This window comes from Timaviella obliquedivisa GSE-PSE-MK23-08B (assembly GCA_019358855.1).
Taxonomy (GTDB): Bacteria; Cyanobacteriota; Cyanobacteriia; order Elainellales; family Elainellaceae; genus Timaviella; species Timaviella obliquedivisa.
Genome location: JAHHII010000008.1, coordinates 210,774 through 229,896, shown reverse-complemented (window position 1 = coordinate 229,896; position 19,123 = coordinate 210,774). Strand labels below are relative to the sequence as shown.

Below are 19,123 nucleotides of genomic sequence, written 5' to 3'. Positions count from 1 at the left end.
GAATCATCAAAACGCCGAACCAGCCTACGTAGAGGCGGTTGTCGGTGGAGGTGACCCAGCTACAAAAGCGATCCCACAGGGATGCACTTTCGCGTTGTTGTAAGGTTGTTGTCATGGTAATGATTGCTTGTCTATAAATTAATTATCAACGAGCGATTAACTCGTCTGAACTTATATTAGAGCCTTTATTGACTTTTGTAAAGCAGTGTTGAGCAATTCCTCACTTTTTGTTGGGTTTTGTTTACTAATCGAAAAGTAGGCGGGGTAAAACTTAGTTTTACCCCGCCTACTGTCAGTTCTAGGACTTATTAAGAAAGCGATCGTGTCCTTAAGCATTTCCTAAGCGCGCCCGTCGAGGACGAGAGGTTCTAGCATTCTCTTGGGTGACTGCATTCCGCTTCCACTTTTTGGACTCTGCCTGCTCAGATGGTTCACTGTCAGATCGATTATCGCGCCAGCGATATCGCATTGACTTGAGGTATTCCCAACCCCGCTGACGGCTAACTGTACGACCGAGTTGCTGGCTCATCCAATCAGCAACCTTGGCACCATTCCATCGCCCTCCATCAATAGGAGGTGATTGCAAAACCTGTCTCAGAAGAGCCTGCTGAGATTCGTCAAGTAGTGGCTCAGCACCCGGATGCTCGTGACGTTTATCACCTAATGTATCGGGCCCAATCCTGTTGTAACCCCAGACGAGTTCATAAATCCAACTGCGGCTGTACCCGGTAATGGATGCAACTTCTTCGCTAGGTCTACCTTGAGCCAGCAGCCAGATAATTTGATAGTGGCTCCGTTCAACCGGATCTTTTGCTTGACGATAGCGGGTTTCGAGTTCGTCAAGGCTAAGGCAAGGCTGGATAGTAATGCGTCTTGGCATAGGGATAATTGTGTTTGGCGTGAGAACAAAGTTTTCGGAAATATCTTTAGCAGTGAATCTTTTAATAAATCCCAATGAGATTAAGCAAAGCATCATCTCTTTAAACGTTTTTAAAGACCCATACTTTGCTAAGACGGCTTTAGGTAGCTATGCACCCGGACTTTGTTGATGCTCATAGTATTTCTCTTGATCTAAAGGATTACAACCAGGGAGAGAGCTAACAACCTAAAGAAAACTGAAGCAAGGTACCTATAAATTCTTCATATCCCGATCGCATCGAAAGCCGTATTCAACTGGCTTTAAACCTAGACTAGGGTTTTCTGCTGGTATGCACGCCCTGTATATGACAATGAATATTTGTCTCTCAAGTTTTGAAACTAGCTAACCCCATGGATCTGGAACCAAAAGCTATGGTTTGTGAAAATACAACACATACCTGCCCGTCGTGTCTGTCTCTCCTATCCTCACAGCAGACAAAAAATCTTCTGCTCTGCTCACGATCTAGAGGTAAATAACAATCACGGGTAACATCTTTCAGAAGAAATCATAGGTTGAATTAAGCCGTATTAAATTCAACTAAGTATTGACATTTATTACTTTTTAACTCAACCTACTTAGCTTCAGGTTAGAGCTCATCCGAATAAAGTGAATGTTACATTACCTTTATAGAAAAGTACAGTGGTTTAACTGAGAACGCAGTTTTTTTGAGACATAGATATCCTCAATATTTAGCTGGATGGAACGAAGGGCAGGTCTTACGCAAGTTCAACTTTATAAAAAAACGTTTTATTAACCAGGTATATACTGAGAAGAGCCAAGTCTCTTATACTACAGACCATGTGAAATTACTGACATTGTTGGATTTGCCATTTTGAACTTGTCATTCTATGAGATGATTACTCGAGCTTTAGTCTTTCAAAAAACTTTATGGGGAAGATCAACCTAGAAATTTTGATCTTCACTGACTGGCTAGACTTAATGGATTGTAGCGAGTCAGTCAGAGTTAAACTGTAAGTTTGCTAACTATAGCCATAAGGACGAAGTTGCCGTAGCGCTATATCAAGCTGACTGAATAAAGTTGAGTGCGATTTTCTAAGTCTCCAATCTTAAGGTGAAGCCAGTTGCCCTTGATGCACAGTAATCTTAAATAAGATGCAAGGTATAGTCATGTCGGTGATGAACAGCCAATTATTAAGTGGGTTGCTGGGTGGGATTATTGGGCTAGGTTTGGGGCTAAATGAATGCAATCCGGCGATCGCCCTTGATGCTCAAGCGCTATTGCTTTTAACTCAGCCATTAACGCCCTCTGAAGTTAACCTTTTGGAGCAAGGCGTAGCTCCAGCCAACCCTGCTTGGGTAACGGCAAATACCATTTCGCAAACTGGATTGACAATGCCTAGCTTGTGGTGGGCTAAACAACAATTTGGGGGGAAGTTGCTAACTAACTGGATTGCAAAGCCTGGAACTGACGATATGCCTAATCGGGTTGACTTACTGGTTAATCAACAAGCTTGGACAAGCTATAACTATCTCGATCGCTACGCTTTTCTCAATCAAATGGGAAGGGTTGCCCAAGACTTTGGCTACAGCACTCGAGTTTTTAATGCCCAAGGAGAACTGTTAGGAGCCTATATTTGTGATTTTGATTTGACTGAACCGATTTCTTCGAGCAATCCGCAAGAAATCACCTCTAATGTGTCCTTTACCGCACCTGATAGTTCAGCCTTGGCTACTTCAGCCTGTAGAATTTTTCTTGACCCTTCTGGCGTAGGAGCAGTACGGGGAGCAGGCACTACTGGCGCATTATGAGCCATTGACGGCGATATTGTTCGCTAGCGGTAGGAGTAAGGGGTAGGAGAAACTCGCTGCGTTGAAGAACGACAGCAGGGGGCAAGAGCAGGGGCTTTCGCTGGAGCGCGATCGGGATCTCAATATTTTGTCCTTTAAATAAGGGTGAAGCCGCCGAACTCAATAGCGAAAGCTGAGTGGCAATTTCAGGTTGCCAGCAAAAGTTGATCCATTTGAGGAGAAGATCGGCTTGAGAGGGATTGGGCTGGGCAGTCATGGGATGAACCCAGAGGTCGGCAGTCAAAAGGGTGCCAGTCGTAGGAACAAGGGCAGCGAGGGAGCGATCGCGGTTAATGGTCGGCAAAATTTCGTTTGACCAACCGACAGCTACCCAGGTATCTCCCAAAGACAGAGGCTGTAGGTAAGCATCAGAACTATAAAACTTAACTTGTTGATGGAGAGCTTGGAGTTCGCCTCCCAAGGAGGGAACCGTCTCCAGGTCTTGTAGATGAGCCGATTGCCCCAACTTCTTCAGCACTAAGCCAATGACTGTTCGAGCACTATCAGGCAAAGAAAGATGCCCTTTAAGTTCAGGTCGCCAAAGATCACTCCAATCTTTAGGAACCCAGCCCAGAGACTCAAATTTCTCAGGCTGATAAGCAATCATGAGCGTACTCCAACGGTAAGGAGCAGCCCAAATTTCGCCTTGGGGATCAGGTTGTCCTTGGCGATCGCGCCTGACCAGCGTTTGCCATTCGGGGGCAAGCAACTCCCACTGTAACTCCAGGTCAAGCGGACGAATCAACCCTTGCTGAATGGCTGGAGTTAGCCAAAAATCGCCTAGGGTTACCAAGTCTGCGACAGGAACGATGCGATTTTTGAAGGGCAGGGAAAAGCCCGATGGTTCCGGGCTGGGAACTATTTTCTGGTTTTTCCAAGTCTCTAGTAGGCTGAATAAGTCAGCAAGCTGTTCGTTTTGTAAAAAACTGAGATCTGCCGCTTGCTCTATTTGCCGCTGAAACTCCTTTAGAATTTGGGCGGGGACTGAACCTTTGAGCAACCGGACTTGAGCGGCATTACGGGGTTGGCTACAGGCAAGGAGAAGCTGGCTAATAGCCAAGGTGGCGGCGGCGAGGAAAGTGCGACGAGTGGGCATGGGCAAAAATAGTAGAAGTTTTAGAGGAGAGGGGGCATAATTTTAAGCAATTTGCTTCCGTTCTACCCCAAACCCAATCAGATTAATGACTGTCGGCATTGAGCCGTCTTGAGGACGTTCATAAGTCACAATAGTGCGCAGTCGCAGGTCAGGCTTCACAAACCGCATTTGATCCACCGCGACCGAGCGATTGTAATACGTGGTCATTTCTAAGGTTTGACGAGTCGGTTGATAGGTGAATCGTCCGGCGATCGCTCCTCCCTCAGAGTAACCTTTGTCCCGCAAATAATATCCTTGAATGACCTCGCCATCCGTTTGCAAAGGCACCTGAGCCGCCAAGGGAAAGGGAATAGGAGCATCGGTGGTTTGACCGGTCACGTAGACATCTGGCACAAATAGGGCGGTTAAACTCATCGAAACTTCTTCACCCGTTTCCGATCGAGTTTCAAAAGCAATGGCGAAACCAGGACAGGCAGAGGGATCATGCATACCTCGTTCAGTGTCAATCTTGATTCCTGGAAAGGCTAGATCAGTCGGCGTTGTTCCTGATAACATTTTCTGTTTTTGAGCTTGATTTAAAGTCTCGGCTCGAAACTCGGTGTAAGACCGTTCAATGGCATCTTCAAGCACCGAGTGATAGGTTCTTTCGGTCGTCCAAAACCCGTCGCAAGCAACGAAAAAGTCTTGAAAAGTCAGCATATTTTTTCACTATTTACTTAATTTAGATTTATGGCTTTTGTTAGCGACAAGGGATACAGATTTTACCTTAATAAATATTTATCCTACCTGGAATTTGTTGAATCTGAACAACCATGAAAGCTTGACAGCAGAGCTTTTCAAGTTTATCAATTCTTGCCTTGAGGCATGAGCGGACTTGGGCAGTACTGTCACTTCAGAATCAATGAATGACTTATTTAAAAGCGTTACTAAAGGTTAAATGATTCAGGAATATCTGCCCCCACGAGGAATGCTTCTCTAGGATGTAGGGAACTACTCTATGGAACAAATTGAGTCTGCTATGGATTTACTGAAAGACCAAGTCGCTATCTTGACGCTTAAGGTTGACTCAATGCACCAAATTATTGAACATTTGAGCCATCAAACGACCGAAGTTTTGTCGGAACTTAGATCGCAGGGAAAAGAGCGCGCCGAAGTGCCCCAGTTAGATGCGAGTGTAGGATGGTATTCGCAACAGCGCAGCAAGTTGAATGAGCAGATGGAACATAAGGATGTGCTGGTTGATGTGCGGTTTCCAGAAACTGAGCAGCAGAGTGGCGATCGCCTTTTATCTCCAGAGGTTCAGGTGCAGCGCTTAACGGCACAGCTAACCGCCGCTTACAACCGAATTGCAGCTTTAGAAGAGCAGCTTCTGTCTCGACGAATGCCTTCAAAGGGTTAAATCTCATTAGCAATTGGACTGTAGCAATTGGACTGTTAGCTGAGTTTCGTCTAGAAAATGGTTAATGTTTTATGAAGCGAATTGTTCATGTTCCTCTGCGATCGCTTCTATGGCATTAAGCATTTGCTTTTGCTCCCAATTTTGGTAGAGGTGTGCTGCGATCGCGCAGCCGCCAGCGCCCATACCCTCTTTTACAAAGCCCTGCTCGTAAGCCCGCAGCGTTGCATACTGAGATTGTGCAAAGCTAAGCTGAGTCGCAATGAGGGGCGCTTTCAAGATTTCTGCTAACCCTACTGTGTCTCCACTAGGGTCTTCTGCAACCCAGCGAGTCGTGCCAATGATGATTTGCGCAGGTTGCCACGGCAAACTTTGGGCATGAGTGATGGCTTGAATCAAAGCATAGACTGCTAGCATTTGCGTACCGCCTGCCAAGAGAACCCCGCAAGTTCGGCTAGCCGCGATCGCCATTCCTGCCACTACAACTTGCATTGGATCACCGACTGCGGCTATAACTTTTTGCCAGTGCTGAGTTTCGGCTGAGTGGCTCTGAAGTTGCTGGACCGACAGACCTTGTTGCACAATCTGCCATTTTTGTGAGTGGTTACAGGTGGGATGGCTGCTGTTAACTTTACCTGAGGCATCGTAGCCGAGTCCAGTTAAAACTGCCAGAGCCGTTGTCGTTCCACCTACCACACATTCTCCTAAAATCACGTAGCTCTGCGGAGTTTGAGCAGCTAGTTTTTCGCCCCAAAGTAGTCCTTGCGCTAACAGATGATTAACTATTGAGAGATCTAAGGCATTCCCTTGGCTCAGACAGCGGGCGGGCATTCCTTGTAAATCGATGGTTGGAATAGAAGGCGCATGAAGCAGTCCGGCATTGAAGAGGTGAACGGGAATGTTTTGTGCCGTGACGATCGCCCGCGTAATCAGCACAGGAGAAGCGCCTGCATGAAGAGGCGGCAGAGGATACTGAGGATGGGGTTGAGCGCCCTGGTAAAGAAATTCGGCATCGGCGATCGCTGTATATTGGCGATCGGTAGGCGTTGTGCCTGCGGCTGAGATGCCCGGAATGAGACCTGTTTCGGTAAAGCCCAGCACGCAGGCAAAAACAGGCAGTTGTTTCTGAAACCGCTCTAGCCATTGCTGACTCTGCTGTTGTTGGCTATAGATTTTGATCATTTAGAAACAAATTATTCTTCTTCCATTAGCACTTGCACCCATTGAGGCGGAGCGGGGATAGGGTTGCCAATGCGTTCCAGCAGTAGCCACGCCACTAGATGAACCGTAAATAGATAAATGAAATCGCTACAGAAAATTATTCCAACAGTGACTAGCTGAACTGTGGGTAAGTTGGTTTGTCCTAGAACATCCAGCCCTAAAAGCCCCCAGTCTACGAGTCGCGTCAAAGTCCACTGAATAAAATCAGTAATGCGATTAGTCAAGTAACTCCACAGATCTTCTCCTAGAAAAATCGACAAAATTCCCATGCGGAAGAAAAAGCCAAGGGTAGAAAGTAGCGTCCCAGTGGCGATCGACGGAATCCAACCAAAGCCTCGTCGCCACATTGCGCCCAATTGCACGCCCAAAATAGCATAGGGCACACAAAATAAAAGACTAAGGTAAGGTCCCATCAGCACCGAGAGCAACAAAGCGGTCACCAGTGCCGACATCCAAGCCGCCCGAGCACCCCACCGGAGGTAAACCAGGGCGATCGGGGTTGGGAATAAAATTCGCACCCAGGGGCCAATGCTGAGATAGTAGCTTACCATCCAAAGCAAGCTAGCTGTACTGGCAAGGAAGGCAGTTTCGACCATTGCCAAGGGCGGAGTAGGCGTTCGGACATGGGGGGTTGCCACGATGGGTGCGCTGGGCGGCTGGGCGGTATTTGCCCAAAACTCATCGTCCCAGCCTGCTTGCGAAGATGGATCAGGAACAATATTTCCGGGTTCTGATTCTTTTTTAATGGGATCAACCTGCCTATCTTGGGGGGAACCGCTCATGTATCTTGTGGAAAATCGCTAATCCACTTTAGCGCTATCTGACCCAGACGATGAGTCAAGGGCAAGTCGAGTCAAGGCTCTTCTGTAAGAATTTCACTTTGTTCAATACTTACTAAATATTTAGAACTTGCTATGATTTAGAAGAATATAAGAATAATCTTGATATTCGTGCAAGTTGGTCGCGAGGGGTAAGTCAACTGCTGTGAGCCAAGAACAGCCTTTTGAGAAGACTCATTTTGTCGAAGAAGTGGGCTTAATGTTTGAGACAGTCGGTCTGCCTCGGATGTCGGGCAGGCTTTTTGGGGCACTGTTGATTTCTAATCCGCCCTATCAGTCCAACAAAGATTTGGCAGAAATGTTGCAGGCTAGTAAAGGATCGATTAGCACGATGACCCGTTTGCTCATGCAGATTGGGTTGATTGAACGGGTCAGTTTCACGGGCGATCGCCGTGACTATTTTCAAATTAAGCCCCACGCTTGGGCACACATGACCAAGCAGCGAATGACCCAAATTACCGCCTTCCGACACTTGGCTGAGCGGGGGTTGACACTATTAGCTAACGAACCGCCAAAGCTCACCAGTCGGCTTCAAGAAATGTACGACATTCATGCTTTCTTAGAACGAGAGATGCCATTACTAGATGAACGTTGGGCTCAAGAACAGGCTCAAGAATTTCATCATTCATAATGGGTAGAGATAGCTTTGTCCGTAGTTCGTCTGCTGGTTCCCGCACTTTTGATTATTCAGGACTTTTTGTATGCAGCTACCTTTCATTGGCAAAGTCCGCCATCCCACACCCTGGTTAATTGGACTCATTGCGACAGGTCTTGTAGGTGTAGGCGGAATCACCACCTGGATTGTTCAGAGTAGCTCTAAGGTTGCCGAGTCTGCCAACTTGACAGTTCCGGTTAAGTCGCAGGCTTTACAGGTGCGCATTACTGCCAGCGGTGTGATCCAACCTATCCAAACTGTCAATCTCAGTCCTAAAAGCTCAGGCATTGTATCAGAACTGTTTGTCGAGCAAGGCGATCGCGTTAAGCAAGGGCAGGTGATTGCCCGTATGGAGAACCAAGAGATTGCAGCCCAAGTTTTGCAGGCAAAAGCCAGGGTAGCGCAGGCGCAGGCAAGGCTGGCAAAGCTTCAGGCAGGCAACCGCTCGGAGGAAGTGACTCAGGCACAAGCGCAGGTGGTGCAAGCGCAAGCCCAGGTGGCGCAGGTCAAGGCAAAGTTGGATCTAGCGGTACAGCGGGTTAAGCGGAATCAGCAGCTTGCAGCCGAAGGGGCGATCTCAAGCGATGCACTAGATGAAATTATTAGTACTGCCAACGTCTCTAATGCCGATCTGGCACAGGCAAATGCGACGCTGCGAGAACGGGAAGAGAATCTTCAGCAGCTTCAAAACGGCAGTCGTCCTGAAGATGTGGCGGAGGGAGAAGCGGCGGTGATAGAGGCGATCGGCAATTTACAGGCGATCGAGGTGCAGCAGCAAGATACCCTGATTCGGGCACCTTTTAATGGTGTGGTGACGCAGAAGTTTGCCAACGAGGGGGCGTTTGTCACCCCGACAACCACGGCTTCGGAAGCTACTTCAGCAACCTCTACGGCGATCGTGGCGATCGCCGAAGGCTTGGAAGTTTTGGCAGACGTACCCGAAGTAGATATTCAGCAGTTGAAGATTGGACAACCTGTTGAGGTGGTTGCCGACGCTTATCCCAATGAAGTTTTTCAAGGTAAAGTGCGACTGATTGCCCCTGAAGCTGTGGTCAAACAAAACGTGACTTCCTTTCAGGTACGAATTATTTTGGTAACGGGTCAGGGCAAGTTGCTGTCAGGAATGAATGCAGACGTAGTCTTTTTAGGAAATGAGGTGCCGAGTGCTGTAGTGGTGCCGACAGTGGCGATCGTCACAAAGGACGGCAAAACAGGCGTGCTAGTGCCAGATGAAGACAACAAGCCTCAGTTCCGTGACATTGTGCCCGGTATTGCCGTGGATGACCAAACCCAGGTTTTACAAGGGCTGAAAGCGGGAGAGGAGATCTTTACTGATATTCCACCTGGCTCAGATTGGGGTAAACCTGAGGAAAACGAATAGGGAGAACCCATGGATTTAATTGAAAGTATTAAAATGGCGGTCACGACGCTGACTGGAAATAAGCTGCGAAGTAGCCTGACCATGTTAGGCATCATCATTGGCAATGCCTCGGTGATTACGATGGTGGGCGTTGGACAAGGGGCACAGCGCTATGCCTCTGGGCAGTTTGAGTCGTTAGGGCCGAACGTATTGTTTATTTTGCCAGGAAGCGATTCATCGCGAGAACGATCGACTGAGATACCGCGCACGTTAACGCTAGATGATGCTAGGGCGATCGCGGCTCAAGTTCCCTCTGTCGAAGCAGTAGCGCCCCAATTGCAAACCCAACGGCTGATTACCTACGGCAATAAGCGCAGCGATACGCTGATCACGGGTACCACTCCAGAGTTCACCATTGTACGCGACTTTGACATGGAGCAAGGACGCTTTTTTACCGATATTGATGTCCAGCGTCGCAACCGCGTAGCAGCATTAGGAGCAGACACGGCTAGAAAGATTTTTGGCACTTCCGATCCGGTTGGGCAATCGATTCGGATTCGCAATATTAGTTTCCAAGTGATTGGAGTGATGGAGGCAAAAGGAGCATTTCTGGGCAGCAACCAGGATGAATCAGTGTACATTCCCATTACTACGATGGCAAGCCAAATTGTAGGACGCACGTCACCCTACGGGCTATCTGTATCCTTTATTTCGGTAACCGCGAAGGATGAAAAATCGGTCAGCGCAGCGCAGTTTCAAATGACGAACCTGCTACGGCTGCGTCATAAGATTGTGAACAGCAATGACTTCACCATTCGGACGCAAAAAGACGCGTTAGAGATCGTAGGAAATGTGACTGGGGCACTCACGCTGATGTTGGCAGCGATCGCTGGAATTTCCCTATTTGTGGGCGGCATTGGCATCATGAACATTATGCTGGTATCGGTGCGGGAACGAACCCAAGAAATTGGCTTACGAAAGGCGATCGGGGCAACCCAGCAGGATATTTTGCTACAGTTCATCATTGAGGCAGTTATTCTTTCGGCTTTAGGCGGACTAATCGGTACAGGCATTGGGGTCGGTGGCGTTTCGTTGATCAGTGCAGTCTCGCCGTTAAAAGCAGGGGTTTCGACAACAGCGGTTATCTTAGCAGTAGGTGTGTCGGGCGGAATTGGACTCTTTTTTGGGGTGTTTCCGGCTCGCCAAGCAGCAAAGCTTGATCCCATCGTGGCACTGAGGAGCGCTTAAGATGCAGACCATTATTCAGCTAGAAAACATCGCTAAAATCTACGGCTCTGGGGAGACAGAAGTGCGGGCGCTGGCTAAGGTTAACTTGATTGTGGAGCCAGGAGAGTATTGCTCCATTATGGGAGCTTCTGGCTCAGGTAAATCTACGGTCATGAATGTGATCGGTTGTCTCGATCGCCCGACATCCGGCAGCTATTACTTGGATGGCGTAGACGTAGCGCAACTTCCTGACACTGACCTGGCTCATATCCGCAATCGCAAAATTGGTTTCGTGTTCCAGCAGTTCCACTTATTGCCTCAACTCAGCGCCTTGGAAAACGTCATGCTGCCCATGGTTTATGCAGGCGTTTCGACTGCGGAGCGCAAGGAGCGATCGGTGGAGGCGTTAACGCGAGTAGGATTGGCAAATCGGTTAAATAATAAACCCAATCAGCTTTCGGGAGGACAGCAGCAACGGGTGGCGATCGCCCGTGCCATTGTCAACCGTCCGGTCTTAATTTTGGCAGATGAACCCACAGGAGCCTTGGACTCTCAGACCACTCAGGAAGTGTTGAATATTTTTACCGAGCTTAACGCCAGCGGTATTACGGTCGTGATGGTGACGCACGAAGCCGACGTTGCCCGCCAAACGAAGCGGATTGTTTGGTTCCGCGATGGGCAAGTAATTCATGCCAATCTGGCTCCTGATGAGATGAATCAGATGATGGTAGCTTAGTGACTTTAAAGATCTAAAGCAAGACGCTCAAAACAGGCATAATGCATTACGGCTCAAATTGGTTGAGTTTATTTTGGGCTGATGCTAATAGAATTTGTGCTTCTGAATATACGCGAGTTCCATTTTGAACTTGTTCTAATTGATCGATGATGCTTTGTAATCGGCTCATTATGGAGGCGCGGTTGGTGGGCGTGGCGACGATCGCAAAAAGCTCTACTTTTTCCTGTTGCACTTGTTCAAAAATTCTAACTGATTGTTCTTCAGCCTGTAGCCGAATTGTAATTTGTCCAAGGTTCTTCAGGTATTCTGCTCGCATTTTCTGTGCTTCGGCGTAGCCCGTGTCATCTTCAGAAACACGTTCAACTTGCGCGATCGCTTCCTCCCATACTTTAGCAATCTGCTGCCATTCTTCAGCTGTGTGGGGTGGGTTTTGTCCTTGGATTGCGGCTCTTTGAGAGTATTCTCTTGCTGTACTAAACAACATCAAAGTGTGCTGATTACCTGCTGCTAGCCCCACTATTTCCTGAAAATCTCGATGATAGGCAGCCAGTTTTTGTTGGGCTGATTTGCCTGCTAGGGTTTCGCCCGGAATTTGTTCTAGTTGATCGAGGGCAGTTTGCCATTGGGCGATCGCGGTTTGGCGATCGGTTGCGGTTTGTGCTTGGGGGTATTTTTGCCGAGCAGTAGCAAGAGTTTGTTCGGCTTCAAACAGCATAGTTTGGGCGTTCTTTTCTTGAAAGAGTTGACCTTTTAAGCGACCTGCTTTTGCTCGAGCAGCGTTGAAGTTGCTGGTACTAAATCGCCAATTGTAGCCGCTGTAATTTGAGTAAAATGAGTCGCTTAGCCAGCCCACAGGCAACTTATCCAGGCTTCTCTGAACTTCACGAAGCTTTTGTTCACCTAGATCTAAATCGGTGGGAGCAGTTGCATTATTAATTAATTGTTCAGCTTGTTCGAGGGTAGTAATAGCAATGCGATAGTTATGATCTAAGCTAATGTAACTAGGGAGCAATAGGATAGGGGCTACTTCGGCAACGGGACGACGAATGACAGCGTAAGGCAAATTTACCAGCCAAATTACGCCTATAGGAATACCGCAGAGTAGAGCAATGATAACGATCTTTTTGAGGGGCGATTGCTGACTTGCATTCTTAACAGGATGTGTAAACTGAATGCGAAGTCGTTGTTCTTCCTCTAGTTCGCGTTCTATTTCTGTGAGAGATTTGGGTTGAGGCGGTGAACTAATTGGGGGCGTAATGGCTTGCCCTGTTGAAGAAGGCGTAAGAACGACCTTAGGCTGGGTGGGTTGGCGGTGCAGGAACTTGAGATGGGAAAGTTTGAAGAGCGCCATAGGTTACGTCTGGTTGTTGCGCTCATTGTTCCCAAATTACGGGACAAACTCTTGTGATTGTGACTAATGATGTGTATAAAGTTAGGGTTCCTGTGATTCAGGTTGTTCCTATTACGGAACGGAGTGATAAAAAAGCAAGGATTCAAACTAACGCCTCGATCGCGCCTACAGATTCTAATGGATTAACGAAACGGTCTGTTGCGGATTGCTTACAAACTCGACCGATTGACCACTAAGCACGATTGGTTAGAGTTCGAGGGCAGCTTGAGGAGACGACGATGACTGGAATTGATCGAGCGCTGAAAATTGTGTTTGGGTTATTGCCTTAACGTATTCCTTTAGATTTTACATAGCTCTGTTTCTAGCCTTTCAGCCACCATGCGCGCTGCTTCGCAGATACCGCAAGGGTTGCTTCTGAAGTTGAGTGATCGACGACGGCGTTTGTGGTGGTTCATCCGAAGAGCAAGGGTGGTGGTATTTAGATGTTTTGGCGCACTCTGTGACGCTATTAGATAAAGCTGCTTAAGCCCGAAACTGTTCCATTAACCAGGCTGTGGTTGCCGATTGGTTCTCTTGACGGCTGCGTTGTAGTGCTTGCTCCAAAGTCTCTAACTTTAACCCAGGTAAAACTTGCGATTCACGAATCCGACGAATGCTATGGTCAGGGGCGATCGCAAACGCTGGAATTTGCATTTTCTGGACGTTGACTGTCCAATATTCTGCAATGCCCAGATCTTCGTATTGCAGTCGCTTTTCGCCTAGATCATCTGCGAGGGAAGTGTCTGAGATTTCGATGACCAAACTCGGCAAGGGATAGAGATCTAAGTTGATGACGCGGGTTCCCCAGGGAATGGCATCCGCAGTGTCGCCAATGTAGTAGGAGGCATCGGGTTGAAATTCGTCATATCCAGTTTTGCGATAGGAGCAACCATCGTGCCCATTCATCGGGATGCCTCGCAAAGTTGCGAATAATCCAACGCTGAGGATGATGGTGGTGTGGTCTTTGGAATGATCAGAGCCAGTAGACATAGGTTCAAATCTCATCCTGCCTTGGTAGTAATAGCTTTTGAGTTTGGCGGAGGCTGGGGCATCGGCGATCGCCACAAATTCTTCCCAAGATGCAGTGATCCAAGTGTTGAGGGGAGTTTGGGTTTGCAGCAGGGTCATTGGAGTTGCCTCTGGGTGCGGATGGATGCTTTATGCCTCATTGTACAAGGCGATCGCTGAATGCATCCCCAAGCGGCGATCGCCCCCAATGATGAAGCGCCAGAGGACGACTTCATTTCTTGAACCACCACGCGTGCTGCTTTGCAGATACCGCAAGGGTTGCCTCTGAAAGTCAACGAACTTTGCGTTCCTAGGTTTAGACTATGATTACGAGCCTCGACTCAAGGAATAACAATGGAACAAATAGTCCAAGCTCCATATTGAGAAATTGCCTGAAGGATTGTATCTTGCCACTTCAGAGGATATTCCTGGACTGGTTGCCCAAGGGCGTACCGTTGCGGAAACAGTAGAATATTGCGCGAGATGTTGCTAAAAAGTTGCTTGAGGCGCAAACTGAACGTCATAACCAAGTCCAACTAACTGACATTGAAGATGTCTTTGATTATCCCTTGATTTTGGGGGGCTGATGGGACGTTTGGCAGGTTTCAAGTATCGGCAAATTGTTAAGCGTCTAAAGCAACTAGGTTTCGAGTTCGATCGCCAAGCGGCGGGAAGTCATGAGATTTGGTACAACCCAGATTCTAATCGCTACACTACAATCCCTAATCATCCGGGTGATATACCAGAAGGGACGCTCTGAGCAATTCTCAAACAAGCAGATATCACTCCCAATCAATTCCTTGATAATTAACAAGAAACCTTGCGTCTGAGCACAGGTCATCCTTTCAGCCACCACGCGATCGCCAATACGATCGCCATCCCCACCAAGAACCAAACCCACCCAGGAAGCGTGGATCGAAAGTTGAGCGACCCTTGCGGTATCTGCAAAGCAGCGCGCAGTTTGACAGTCTTTAACATCGTTTTCAAGTTGAAGTTCTGCGTAAATCTGTTGGGCTTGTTGATAGTGTTGTAGTGCTTCTGAACGACGCTTGAGGTTTGCAAGTGCAATGCCATGAAAAGAGAAATTGCTTCGCCGTTGCGCTAACGCCCTAATTTTCTTTGTGGTTCATCAAAATTCGCTGGATTTCGTCAACTTCAATATTTTCTTGCTCAGACTTTGAGTAAATGTCGAGTAGAACTACCGTGGCGGGAGATTGCAGCCAATAAATCAGTCGATAGCCACCGCTTTTTCCTCTTTGAGCATCGCTATTTTTGACTCGTGCTTTTAAGATAGTGCTGCCCACGTCTTGTAGTTGATCGCCCACAAACTCACCTGCTTGCAACTTTTGCAACACTTCTTGAAGATCAATGCGAATCCGACGGTATTTTTTAGCAAGAATGCGAATTTTTCGTTGAAATTCGATCGTGAGTTCAATGTCAATTGGCGTAGGCTCAGTCAACGTCGATGCCCTCCCAAAGCTGACGCAGGGATAGAGTTTGCCCGTTGTTGGCTTGTTTCCAGGATTCTTGAAAGCTAGTAGCTGAGAAGCCTAATTCATTGTCTGTTGTGGATTGCTCGGATGACTCAGGCGGCTCAGAAACCAAGACGATGATTTTGATTTCTTGGTCTGAGGAAAGATGTTTAAGGACGGCTTCAGGAATTTCGAGGCTACCTTGAGCGTTGAGTTTGGATGGAAATTCGTAGGCTTTCATGGTTGGGGGTTCGGGGTGGCTTGTCGATCATTTTACCCTTTGAGCAGCCACGCGATCGCCAATACGATCGCCACCCCCACCCAGAACCAATCCCACCAAGGAAAGCGCACGCTGCTTTGTAGATACCACCAGGGTCACTTCTGAAATTGAGCGACCCTTGCGGTATCTGCGAAGCAGTGCGCCTTTTGGCATTGTTCGACTCTTAATCTGCACTTACCCCACGACAGTATGTTCCAGCGATCGCGGATTGGTCACTCGCTTAGAAGCGCTCAGGACTTCTATCCCGACTACATTGCCAGTTTCGTCATAGTCTAAGATGATGCCGGACTGGTCTTCATTGCTTTCTTCAATCCGTTCATCACTCAGCATAATTCGCAACACATCTGTTTCAGCATCATAAATAACCTTCATGGGTCTCTCCAATATCGAGTAATTTGACGAGTTCGATAGACTGTAATCACAATTGCAGGGTTCGTATTGTCTGAAATAATTGCCCGGACTAAGTAGACTTTGCCATTCTCAAATTCAATCTGTGATTGATAGGCTTTTTTTCCGTCTCGATTCTCAACGATCTGCTGTGGGTTGTTGAGGACGGTTTCTAAAGCTTCACGCGGAATGCCTCGACGTTCTTGTTCTTCCGCTGCATGGCGTGAAATGTAAAAGCTCATCTTGTAATCACAAAACATGAAACCTAAGTGTACCGCTCTTAGTGGTTAACGGCGATCGCTCCCAATGACGAAGCGCCAGAGGATGACTCATCCCTTCAACCACCACGCGATCGCCACCACGATCGCCACTCCCACCAAGAACCAACCCCACCAGGGAAAGTGACGACGAGTAGCACGACGAGCCACAGGACGGGGCGCAGTGGGTAAAGACTTTTCATACCAGTCAGGCAGTGCAGGTGGATCGTCGTGCAGGGGTGGCGCAACAGGAGCAGATTCATATTGGGGTGCTTGGTTGATATTGCGTAAGGCGTTTTGGCAGTGCTGAATGCCGGGTTCGTAGCCAATTTGGCTCCAAAAGTTGAGGGCTTGTTCGTAGCTGAGTTTGGCTTGATAGGCGTGTTTGAGTTTGAGATAGGTAGGGGCGATCGAGACAGTGAGGATTCTGGCTTGGCTATAAACATCCTCAATGGTTTGATAAATCTGAAGGGCAGGCTGCAAAAATTGCTCCATCGCTAACTTTGGATCAGTTTGCACATCGCCGATCGCTTTTAACGTATTCGCCTCGCCCAGCCGTGCGCCGACTTGCCGATAAATCCCCAACGCCTCGTCATAGCGCTCCACCGCTTCACGACTTTGCTTAAGAAATTGCAGCACATCGCCGATCGCTTGTAACGTATTCGCCTCGCCCAGCCGTGCGCCGACTTGCCGATAAATCCCCAACGCCTCGTCATAGCGCTCCACCGCTTCACGACTTTGCTTAAGAAATTGCAGCACATCGCCGATCGCTTGTAACGTATTCGCCTCGCCCAGCCGATCGCCAATTACTTGCATCAACGGCAACAGCGTTTGTTGATAAAGCTCTAATGCGTCAGTTCGTCTATCAAGCAAATACCAAACCTGCCCCAAAGTTAGTAAAGCCTTACCATACAGTGTTCGCTCTTCTTCCTCCGGTTGCCACTCCTCCCACAACCGCTCCAACATTTCTCGCCGCAGATCATTATGCCCCCGATGTTTCAAAAACTCATCGCAGTCGGCTTGGCTCTCCGTTTCAAACCAAATACTGGCAAACGCCACCCCATACCGCCCCAAATCACACCAATGATGGAACGCTTGCACATAGGCAAACACTGCCGCCCGTTCCTGTAATCGGTCTCCTGTCTGCAACAGCCCCCGCTGCGGCATAAAATAAGCCACCGCCCGCTCTTGGGCAGATTGCAAATCAGTTGCGCCTAGCTGCACAAAGCGCCGCAACAATGGTTGAAACTGAAATCGCCAAACTCCTTCGGGCTTATCTTCAAGCAACAACGAACACCGCGCCAACCCGCGCAAATCTGTCTCGCTCACCGTTTCTTCTGGCAGCATCGCCTGCGCCGCTGTCTCATCAAACGCAAACTCTGGACGGTATACGCTTACCCAACGCAATAATTGTTGTAGCTTGGGAGTCAGCGCCTGCACACTCTGGTCAAACACCTTGCCTAAACTGGCTTGCAAATCTCCTCGATGCTCGTAAACAATCGTGCGAAATAGGTTAACATCATCGGTTTCTACCAGGGCTTGTAACCTTCCTACTTCAGGCACCTCGCGGTCATATTGCGCCCGATTCAGCAACCAACCCGCTGCCAGATTGATCAACAGCGGCTGCCCACTGGCAAGTTCAACAAAGGCTTGCAGCGCGCCCTCTTCTCCCAAAATGCCCCGCGCCCTCAGCAGCGCCACCCCCTGCCCTGTTGTCAACCGATCCAACGGCTCTAGCCATTGATGCCTCTGGTGTTCGATCGCTAACCGCTCCTGGCTCGTGTAAACAATGGTGCTACGACTGTTTGCCGCTACCCATTGCTTAAAAAACGCCTCATAAGGCTGCCAATCTACCGATCGCTGCACCGTTTCCAAATTATCAAACACGACAACTACCCGCTGTTGCCCCAAAGCATTGAGCAAAGCACTGGCTAAATCTGCCTCCGATGCCGTATCTGCCACACGCTCACCCAGGCGATCGCACAAATTCCGCGCCACCCTAGCAAACAGCGGTGCCGACTGAAAATTGACCCATAGAACTTGGCTCAGTCCTAGCCGTCGTCCAAACTGTTTACCCGCCCGAAACATCCGCGCCGCCAACGCCGACTTGCCAAAGCCTCCGGCTCCCGTAATACCCACCACCCGCACTCCTCGGTCTGCCACCATTGCCAGCAGTGCCGTCTGCTCTGGCTTGCGCTTCTGCCAATACTCTACGGGTGGCGGCTGCTCATCGGCGATCGCTCCTTTAGGCAGGGGTGCCGCATTGTAAACATCTCCTACGTGCCCAATCGTCCTGGCATCAATTTGATAGCCCTTACCACTGCCATCAATCTGCTGACGTTTAGCCGGATTCTGGGCTGCATCTCCATCATCATTTGCCATAGTCATGATTTACCATAGTCATGATTTACCATAGTCATCCCCAAGCCGATCGATCCGATCTGACTGAATTTGATAGCCCTTACCTTGATCCCGAATATCTTGCTGCATCGTAGTTGAGCGTTGACTTTGATCTAAGTTCATAATCTGCTGCGCCAACTGCCCCACCTCTGCCGCAAACCCTGCATCCTTCATCTCGCGTCGCAAAAACGTCTCCAAATCCCTCGCCGCCTCTTGCCTCGCTTCCGGCAACTGCTCAGCCTTCACTGCTGCCAACGTTTCCTCAGCCGCCACATTCCCCTTAAACCGCCGCGCGATCGCCCCCCACAAGTCCCCCACCAGCTTCTTCCCCGCCTCACCCGCGCTGCTCTTAGCCAACTCTTGAACTAAAATAGTCGCGATCGCCGCTGCCGTAATCGGTTCTGTCATACTGTCCTCCGATGCATAAAAGGGATTACGCCCTTATTATGGCAAACCAGCAAGGAATCTCAGCATTCTAAAGCTTTATGAAACGAAACCGCAGATAGAGGGGATGTACAAACCATTGCTGCCTATGCCACAAATTTTCTAAGGTCAATCATTCCTGATCAAACAAAGATCATTCTCGTTGCAGCATTAACCATTTCCATCCCAACTATCATTCCGATCGCCCTTGCAAAGACTATTCTCATCGCAGCGTTAACCATTCTCAT

Annotated in this window: 25 protein-coding genes; 8 read left to right on the top strand and 17 right to left on the bottom strand. The window is 48.6% G+C overall.

The genetic code is table 11. The annotated features are described in order from the left end of the window. Together KME11_15810 and KME11_15805 are read right to left on the bottom strand one after the other, a co-directional pair. Positions 1-115, bottom strand: a 115-nt coding sequence (locus KME11_15810; GenBank protein ID MBW4516674.1) for a photosystem II q(b) protein, incomplete at its 3' end; no start/stop codon positions are given. A gap of 213 nt (positions 116-328) precedes the next feature. Continuing rightward, positions 329-880 (bottom strand): helix-turn-helix domain-containing protein, encoded by a 552-nt coding sequence (locus KME11_15805; GenBank protein ID MBW4516673.1) that lies wholly within the window; start codon positions 878-880, stop codon positions 329-331. A gap of 1,152 nt (positions 881-2,032) precedes the next feature. Here KME11_15805 and KME11_15800 point away from each other — a divergent pair. Further along, positions 2,033-2,689: a hypothetical protein gene (locus KME11_15800; GenBank protein ID MBW4516672.1), complete on the top strand. Its 657-nt coding sequence runs from the start codon at positions 2,033-2,035 to the stop codon at positions 2,687-2,689. Here the strand turns inward: KME11_15800 and KME11_15795 are convergent. Both KME11_15795 and KME11_15790 read right to left on the bottom strand, forming a co-directional pair. Beyond that, complete coding sequence (locus KME11_15795; GenBank protein ID MBW4516671.1) at positions 2,673-3,824, bottom strand: extracellular solute-binding protein; 1,152 nt, start codon at positions 3,822-3,824, stop codon at positions 2,673-2,675. The two genes, KME11_15800 and KME11_15795, sit on opposite strands and share 17 nt — an antisense overlap. Before the next feature lie 42 nt (positions 3,825-3,866). Further along, on the bottom strand, positions 3,867-4,523 hold the full coding sequence (locus KME11_15790; GenBank protein MBW4516670.1) for a phycobiliprotein lyase: 657 nt from the start codon (positions 4,521-4,523) through the stop codon (positions 3,867-3,869). Positions 4,524-4,842: 319 nt separating this feature from the next. Between KME11_15790 and KME11_15785 the strand changes: the two genes are divergently transcribed. Further along, positions 4,843-5,223 (top strand): hypothetical protein, encoded by a 381-nt coding sequence (locus KME11_15785; protein ID MBW4516669.1) that lies wholly within the window; start codon positions 4,843-4,845, stop codon positions 5,221-5,223. Between the two features lie 69 nt (positions 5,224-5,292). Here KME11_15785 and KME11_15780 read toward each other — a convergent pair whose 3' ends face one another. Together KME11_15780 and KME11_15775 are read right to left on the bottom strand one after the other, a co-directional pair. Then, positions 5,293-6,402, bottom strand: coding sequence for a TIGR00303 family protein (locus tag KME11_15780; GenBank protein ID MBW4516668.1), 1,110 nt, complete (start codon positions 6,400-6,402; stop codon positions 5,293-5,295). An 11-nt stretch (positions 6,403-6,413) separates the two neighbouring features. Then, a complete protein-coding gene (locus KME11_15775; GenBank protein ID MBW4516667.1) occupies positions 6,414-7,223 on the bottom strand; it encodes a DUF2232 domain-containing protein in 810 nt (269 codons plus the stop codon). A gap of 256 nt (positions 7,224-7,479) precedes the next feature. Here KME11_15775 and KME11_15770 point away from each other — a divergent pair, with 256 nt between their 5' ends. From KME11_15770 to KME11_15755, 4 genes are all read left to right on the top strand, one after another. Next, positions 7,480-7,911 (top strand): MarR family transcriptional regulator, encoded by a 432-nt coding sequence (locus tag KME11_15770; GenBank protein ID MBW4516666.1) that lies wholly within the window; start codon positions 7,480-7,482, stop codon positions 7,909-7,911. A 70-nt stretch (positions 7,912-7,981) separates the two neighbouring features. Continuing rightward, positions 7,982-9,316 (top strand): efflux RND transporter periplasmic adaptor subunit, encoded by a 1,335-nt coding sequence (locus tag KME11_15765; GenBank protein ID MBW4516665.1) that lies wholly within the window; start codon positions 7,982-7,984, stop codon positions 9,314-9,316. Positions 9,317-9,325: 9 nt separating this feature from the next. After that, entirely contained in the window at positions 9,326-10,543 is a 1,218-nt protein-coding gene (locus KME11_15760) for an ABC transporter permease (protein ID MBW4516664.1), read from the top strand. A 10-nt stretch (positions 10,544-10,553) separates the two neighbouring features. Further along, positions 10,554-11,258, top strand: coding sequence for an ABC transporter ATP-binding protein (locus tag KME11_15755; GenBank protein MBW4516663.1), 705 nt, complete (start codon positions 10,554-10,556; stop codon positions 11,256-11,258). Between the two features lie 46 nt (positions 11,259-11,304). Here the strand turns inward: KME11_15755 and KME11_15750 are convergent, their stop codons facing one another. Beyond that, on the bottom strand, positions 11,305-12,609 hold the full coding sequence (locus KME11_15750; protein ID MBW4516662.1) for a hypothetical protein: 1,305 nt from the start codon (positions 12,607-12,609) through the stop codon (positions 11,305-11,307). 53 nt (positions 12,610-12,662) lie between these two features. Between KME11_15750 and KME11_15745 the strand changes: the two genes are divergently transcribed. Further along, a complete protein-coding gene (locus KME11_15745; GenBank protein MBW4516661.1) occupies positions 12,663-12,845 on the top strand; it encodes a type II toxin-antitoxin system PemK/MazF family toxin in 183 nt (60 codons plus the stop codon). Positions 12,846-13,131: 286 nt separating this feature from the next. On the opposite strand, the gene KME11_15740 is transcribed toward KME11_15745, so the two are convergent. Both KME11_15740 and KME11_15735 read right to left on the bottom strand, forming a co-directional pair. Then, the gene (locus tag KME11_15740; protein ID MBW4516660.1) at positions 13,132-13,776 is read right to left on the bottom strand and encodes a Uma2 family endonuclease; all 645 of its coding nucleotides are present in this window, start codon (positions 13,774-13,776) and stop codon (positions 13,132-13,134) included. Between the two features lie 221 nt (positions 13,777-13,997). Then, on the bottom strand, positions 13,998-14,180 hold the full coding sequence (locus tag KME11_15735) for a hypothetical protein (GenBank protein MBW4516659.1): 183 nt from the start codon (positions 14,178-14,180) through the stop codon (positions 13,998-14,000). 62 nt (positions 14,181-14,242) lie between these two features. On the opposite strand from KME11_15735, the gene KME11_15730 reads away from it, so the two are divergent. Further along, complete coding sequence (locus KME11_15730) at positions 14,243-14,416, top strand: type II toxin-antitoxin system HicA family toxin (GenBank protein ID MBW4516658.1); 174 nt, start codon at positions 14,243-14,245, stop codon at positions 14,414-14,416. Between the two features lie 77 nt (positions 14,417-14,493). On the opposite strand, the gene KME11_15725 is transcribed toward KME11_15730, so the two are convergent. The 8 genes from KME11_15725 to KME11_15690 form a co-directional block, all read right to left on the bottom strand. Then, positions 14,494-14,634 carry a hypothetical protein gene (locus tag KME11_15725; GenBank protein MBW4516657.1) on the bottom strand — a complete coding sequence of 47 codons (141 nt, stop codon included), beginning with the start codon at positions 14,632-14,634 and terminating at the stop codon, positions 14,494-14,496. 131 nt (positions 14,635-14,765) lie between these two features. Then, the gene (locus KME11_15720; protein ID MBW4516656.1) at positions 14,766-15,116 is read right to left on the bottom strand and encodes a type II toxin-antitoxin system RelE/ParE family toxin; all 351 of its coding nucleotides are present in this window, start codon (positions 15,114-15,116) and stop codon (positions 14,766-14,768) included. Next, positions 15,109-15,369: a hypothetical protein gene (locus tag KME11_15715; protein ID MBW4516655.1), complete on the bottom strand. Its 261-nt coding sequence runs from the start codon at positions 15,367-15,369 to the stop codon at positions 15,109-15,111. Before KME11_15715 ends, KME11_15720 begins: the two co-directional genes overlap by 8 nt. 27 nt (positions 15,370-15,396) lie before the next feature. Then, positions 15,397-15,561, bottom strand: coding sequence for a hypothetical protein (locus KME11_15710; GenBank protein MBW4516654.1), 165 nt, complete (start codon positions 15,559-15,561; stop codon positions 15,397-15,399). 21 nt (positions 15,562-15,582) lie between these two features. Continuing rightward, a complete protein-coding gene (locus KME11_15705) occupies positions 15,583-15,780 on the bottom strand; it encodes a DUF2283 domain-containing protein (protein MBW4516653.1) in 198 nt (65 codons plus the stop codon). After that, entirely contained in the window at positions 15,777-16,037 is a 261-nt protein-coding gene (locus KME11_15700) for a DUF4258 domain-containing protein (protein MBW4516652.1), read from the bottom strand. The genes KME11_15705 and KME11_15700 overlap by 4 nt, the downstream gene beginning before the upstream one ends. Before the next feature lie 87 nt (positions 16,038-16,124). Next, on the bottom strand, positions 16,125-18,440 hold the full coding sequence (locus KME11_15695) for a tetratricopeptide repeat protein (GenBank protein MBW4516651.1): 2,316 nt from the start codon (positions 18,438-18,440) through the stop codon (positions 16,125-16,127). A 12-nt stretch (positions 18,441-18,452) separates the two neighbouring features. Beyond that, positions 18,453-18,860: a hypothetical protein gene (locus KME11_15690; protein ID MBW4516650.1), complete on the bottom strand. Its 408-nt coding sequence runs from the start codon at positions 18,858-18,860 to the stop codon at positions 18,453-18,455. Between the last annotated feature and the right edge of the window lie 263 nt (positions 18,861-19,123).

What these genes read in the sequence shown, in the direction of transcription:
- KME11_15805 (MBW4516673.1), bottom strand. Translation starts at nt 880, where the DNA reads ATGCCAAGACGCATTACTATCCAGCCTTGCCTTAGCCTTGACGAACTC.
- KME11_15800 (MBW4516672.1), top strand. Translation starts at nt 2,033, where the DNA reads ATGCAAGGTATAGTCATGTCGGTGATGAACAGCCAATTATTAAGTGGG.
- KME11_15795 (MBW4516671.1), bottom strand. Translation starts at nt 3,824, where the DNA reads ATGCCCACTCGTCGCACTTTCCTCGCCGCCGCCACCTTGGCTATTAGC.
- KME11_15790 (MBW4516670.1), bottom strand. Translation starts at nt 4,523, where the DNA reads ATGCTGACTTTTCAAGACTTTTTCGTTGCTTGCGACGGGTTTTGGACG.
- KME11_15785 (MBW4516669.1), top strand. Translation starts at nt 4,843, where the DNA reads ATGGATTTACTGAAAGACCAAGTCGCTATCTTGACGCTTAAGGTTGAC.
- KME11_15780 (MBW4516668.1), bottom strand. Translation starts at nt 6,402, where the DNA reads ATGATCAAAATCTATAGCCAACAACAGCAGAGTCAGCAATGGCTAGAG.
- KME11_15775 (MBW4516667.1), bottom strand. Translation starts at nt 7,223, where the DNA reads ATGAGCGGTTCCCCCCAAGATAGGCAGGTTGATCCCATTAAAAAAGAA.
- KME11_15770 (MBW4516666.1), top strand. Translation starts at nt 7,480, where the DNA reads ATGTTTGAGACAGTCGGTCTGCCTCGGATGTCGGGCAGGCTTTTTGGG.
- KME11_15765 (MBW4516665.1), top strand. Translation starts at nt 7,982, where the DNA reads ATGCAGCTACCTTTCATTGGCAAAGTCCGCCATCCCACACCCTGGTTA.
- KME11_15760 (MBW4516664.1), top strand. Translation starts at nt 9,326, where the DNA reads ATGGATTTAATTGAAAGTATTAAAATGGCGGTCACGACGCTGACTGGA.
- KME11_15750 (MBW4516662.1), bottom strand. Translation starts at nt 12,609, where the DNA reads ATGGCGCTCTTCAAACTTTCCCATCTCAAGTTCCTGCACCGCCAACCC.
- KME11_15740 (MBW4516660.1), bottom strand. Translation starts at nt 13,776, where the DNA reads ATGACCCTGCTGCAAACCCAAACTCCCCTCAACACTTGGATCACTGCA.
- KME11_15735 (MBW4516659.1), bottom strand. Translation starts at nt 14,180, where the DNA reads ATGACGTTCAGTTTGCGCCTCAAGCAACTTTTTAGCAACATCTCGCGC.
- KME11_15730 (MBW4516658.1), top strand. Translation starts at nt 14,243, where the DNA reads ATGGGACGTTTGGCAGGTTTCAAGTATCGGCAAATTGTTAAGCGTCTA.
- KME11_15725 (MBW4516657.1), bottom strand. Translation starts at nt 14,634, where the DNA reads ATGTTAAAGACTGTCAAACTGCGCGCTGCTTTGCAGATACCGCAAGGG.
- KME11_15715 (MBW4516655.1), bottom strand. Translation starts at nt 15,369, where the DNA reads ATGAAAGCCTACGAATTTCCATCCAAACTCAACGCTCAAGGTAGCCTC.
- KME11_15710 (MBW4516654.1), bottom strand. Translation starts at nt 15,561, where the DNA reads ATGCCAAAAGGCGCACTGCTTCGCAGATACCGCAAGGGTCGCTCAATT.
- KME11_15705 (MBW4516653.1), bottom strand. Translation starts at nt 15,780, where the DNA reads ATGAAGGTTATTTATGATGCTGAAACAGATGTGTTGCGAATTATGCTG.
- KME11_15700 (MBW4516652.1), bottom strand. Translation starts at nt 16,037, where the DNA reads ATGAGCTTTTACATTTCACGCCATGCAGCGGAAGAACAAGAACGTCGA.
- KME11_15695 (MBW4516651.1), bottom strand. Translation starts at nt 18,440, where the DNA reads ATGACTATGGCAAATGATGATGGAGATGCAGCCCAGAATCCGGCTAAA.
- KME11_15690 (MBW4516650.1), bottom strand. Translation starts at nt 18,860, where the DNA reads ATGACAGAACCGATTACGGCAGCGGCGATCGCGACTATTTTAGTTCAA.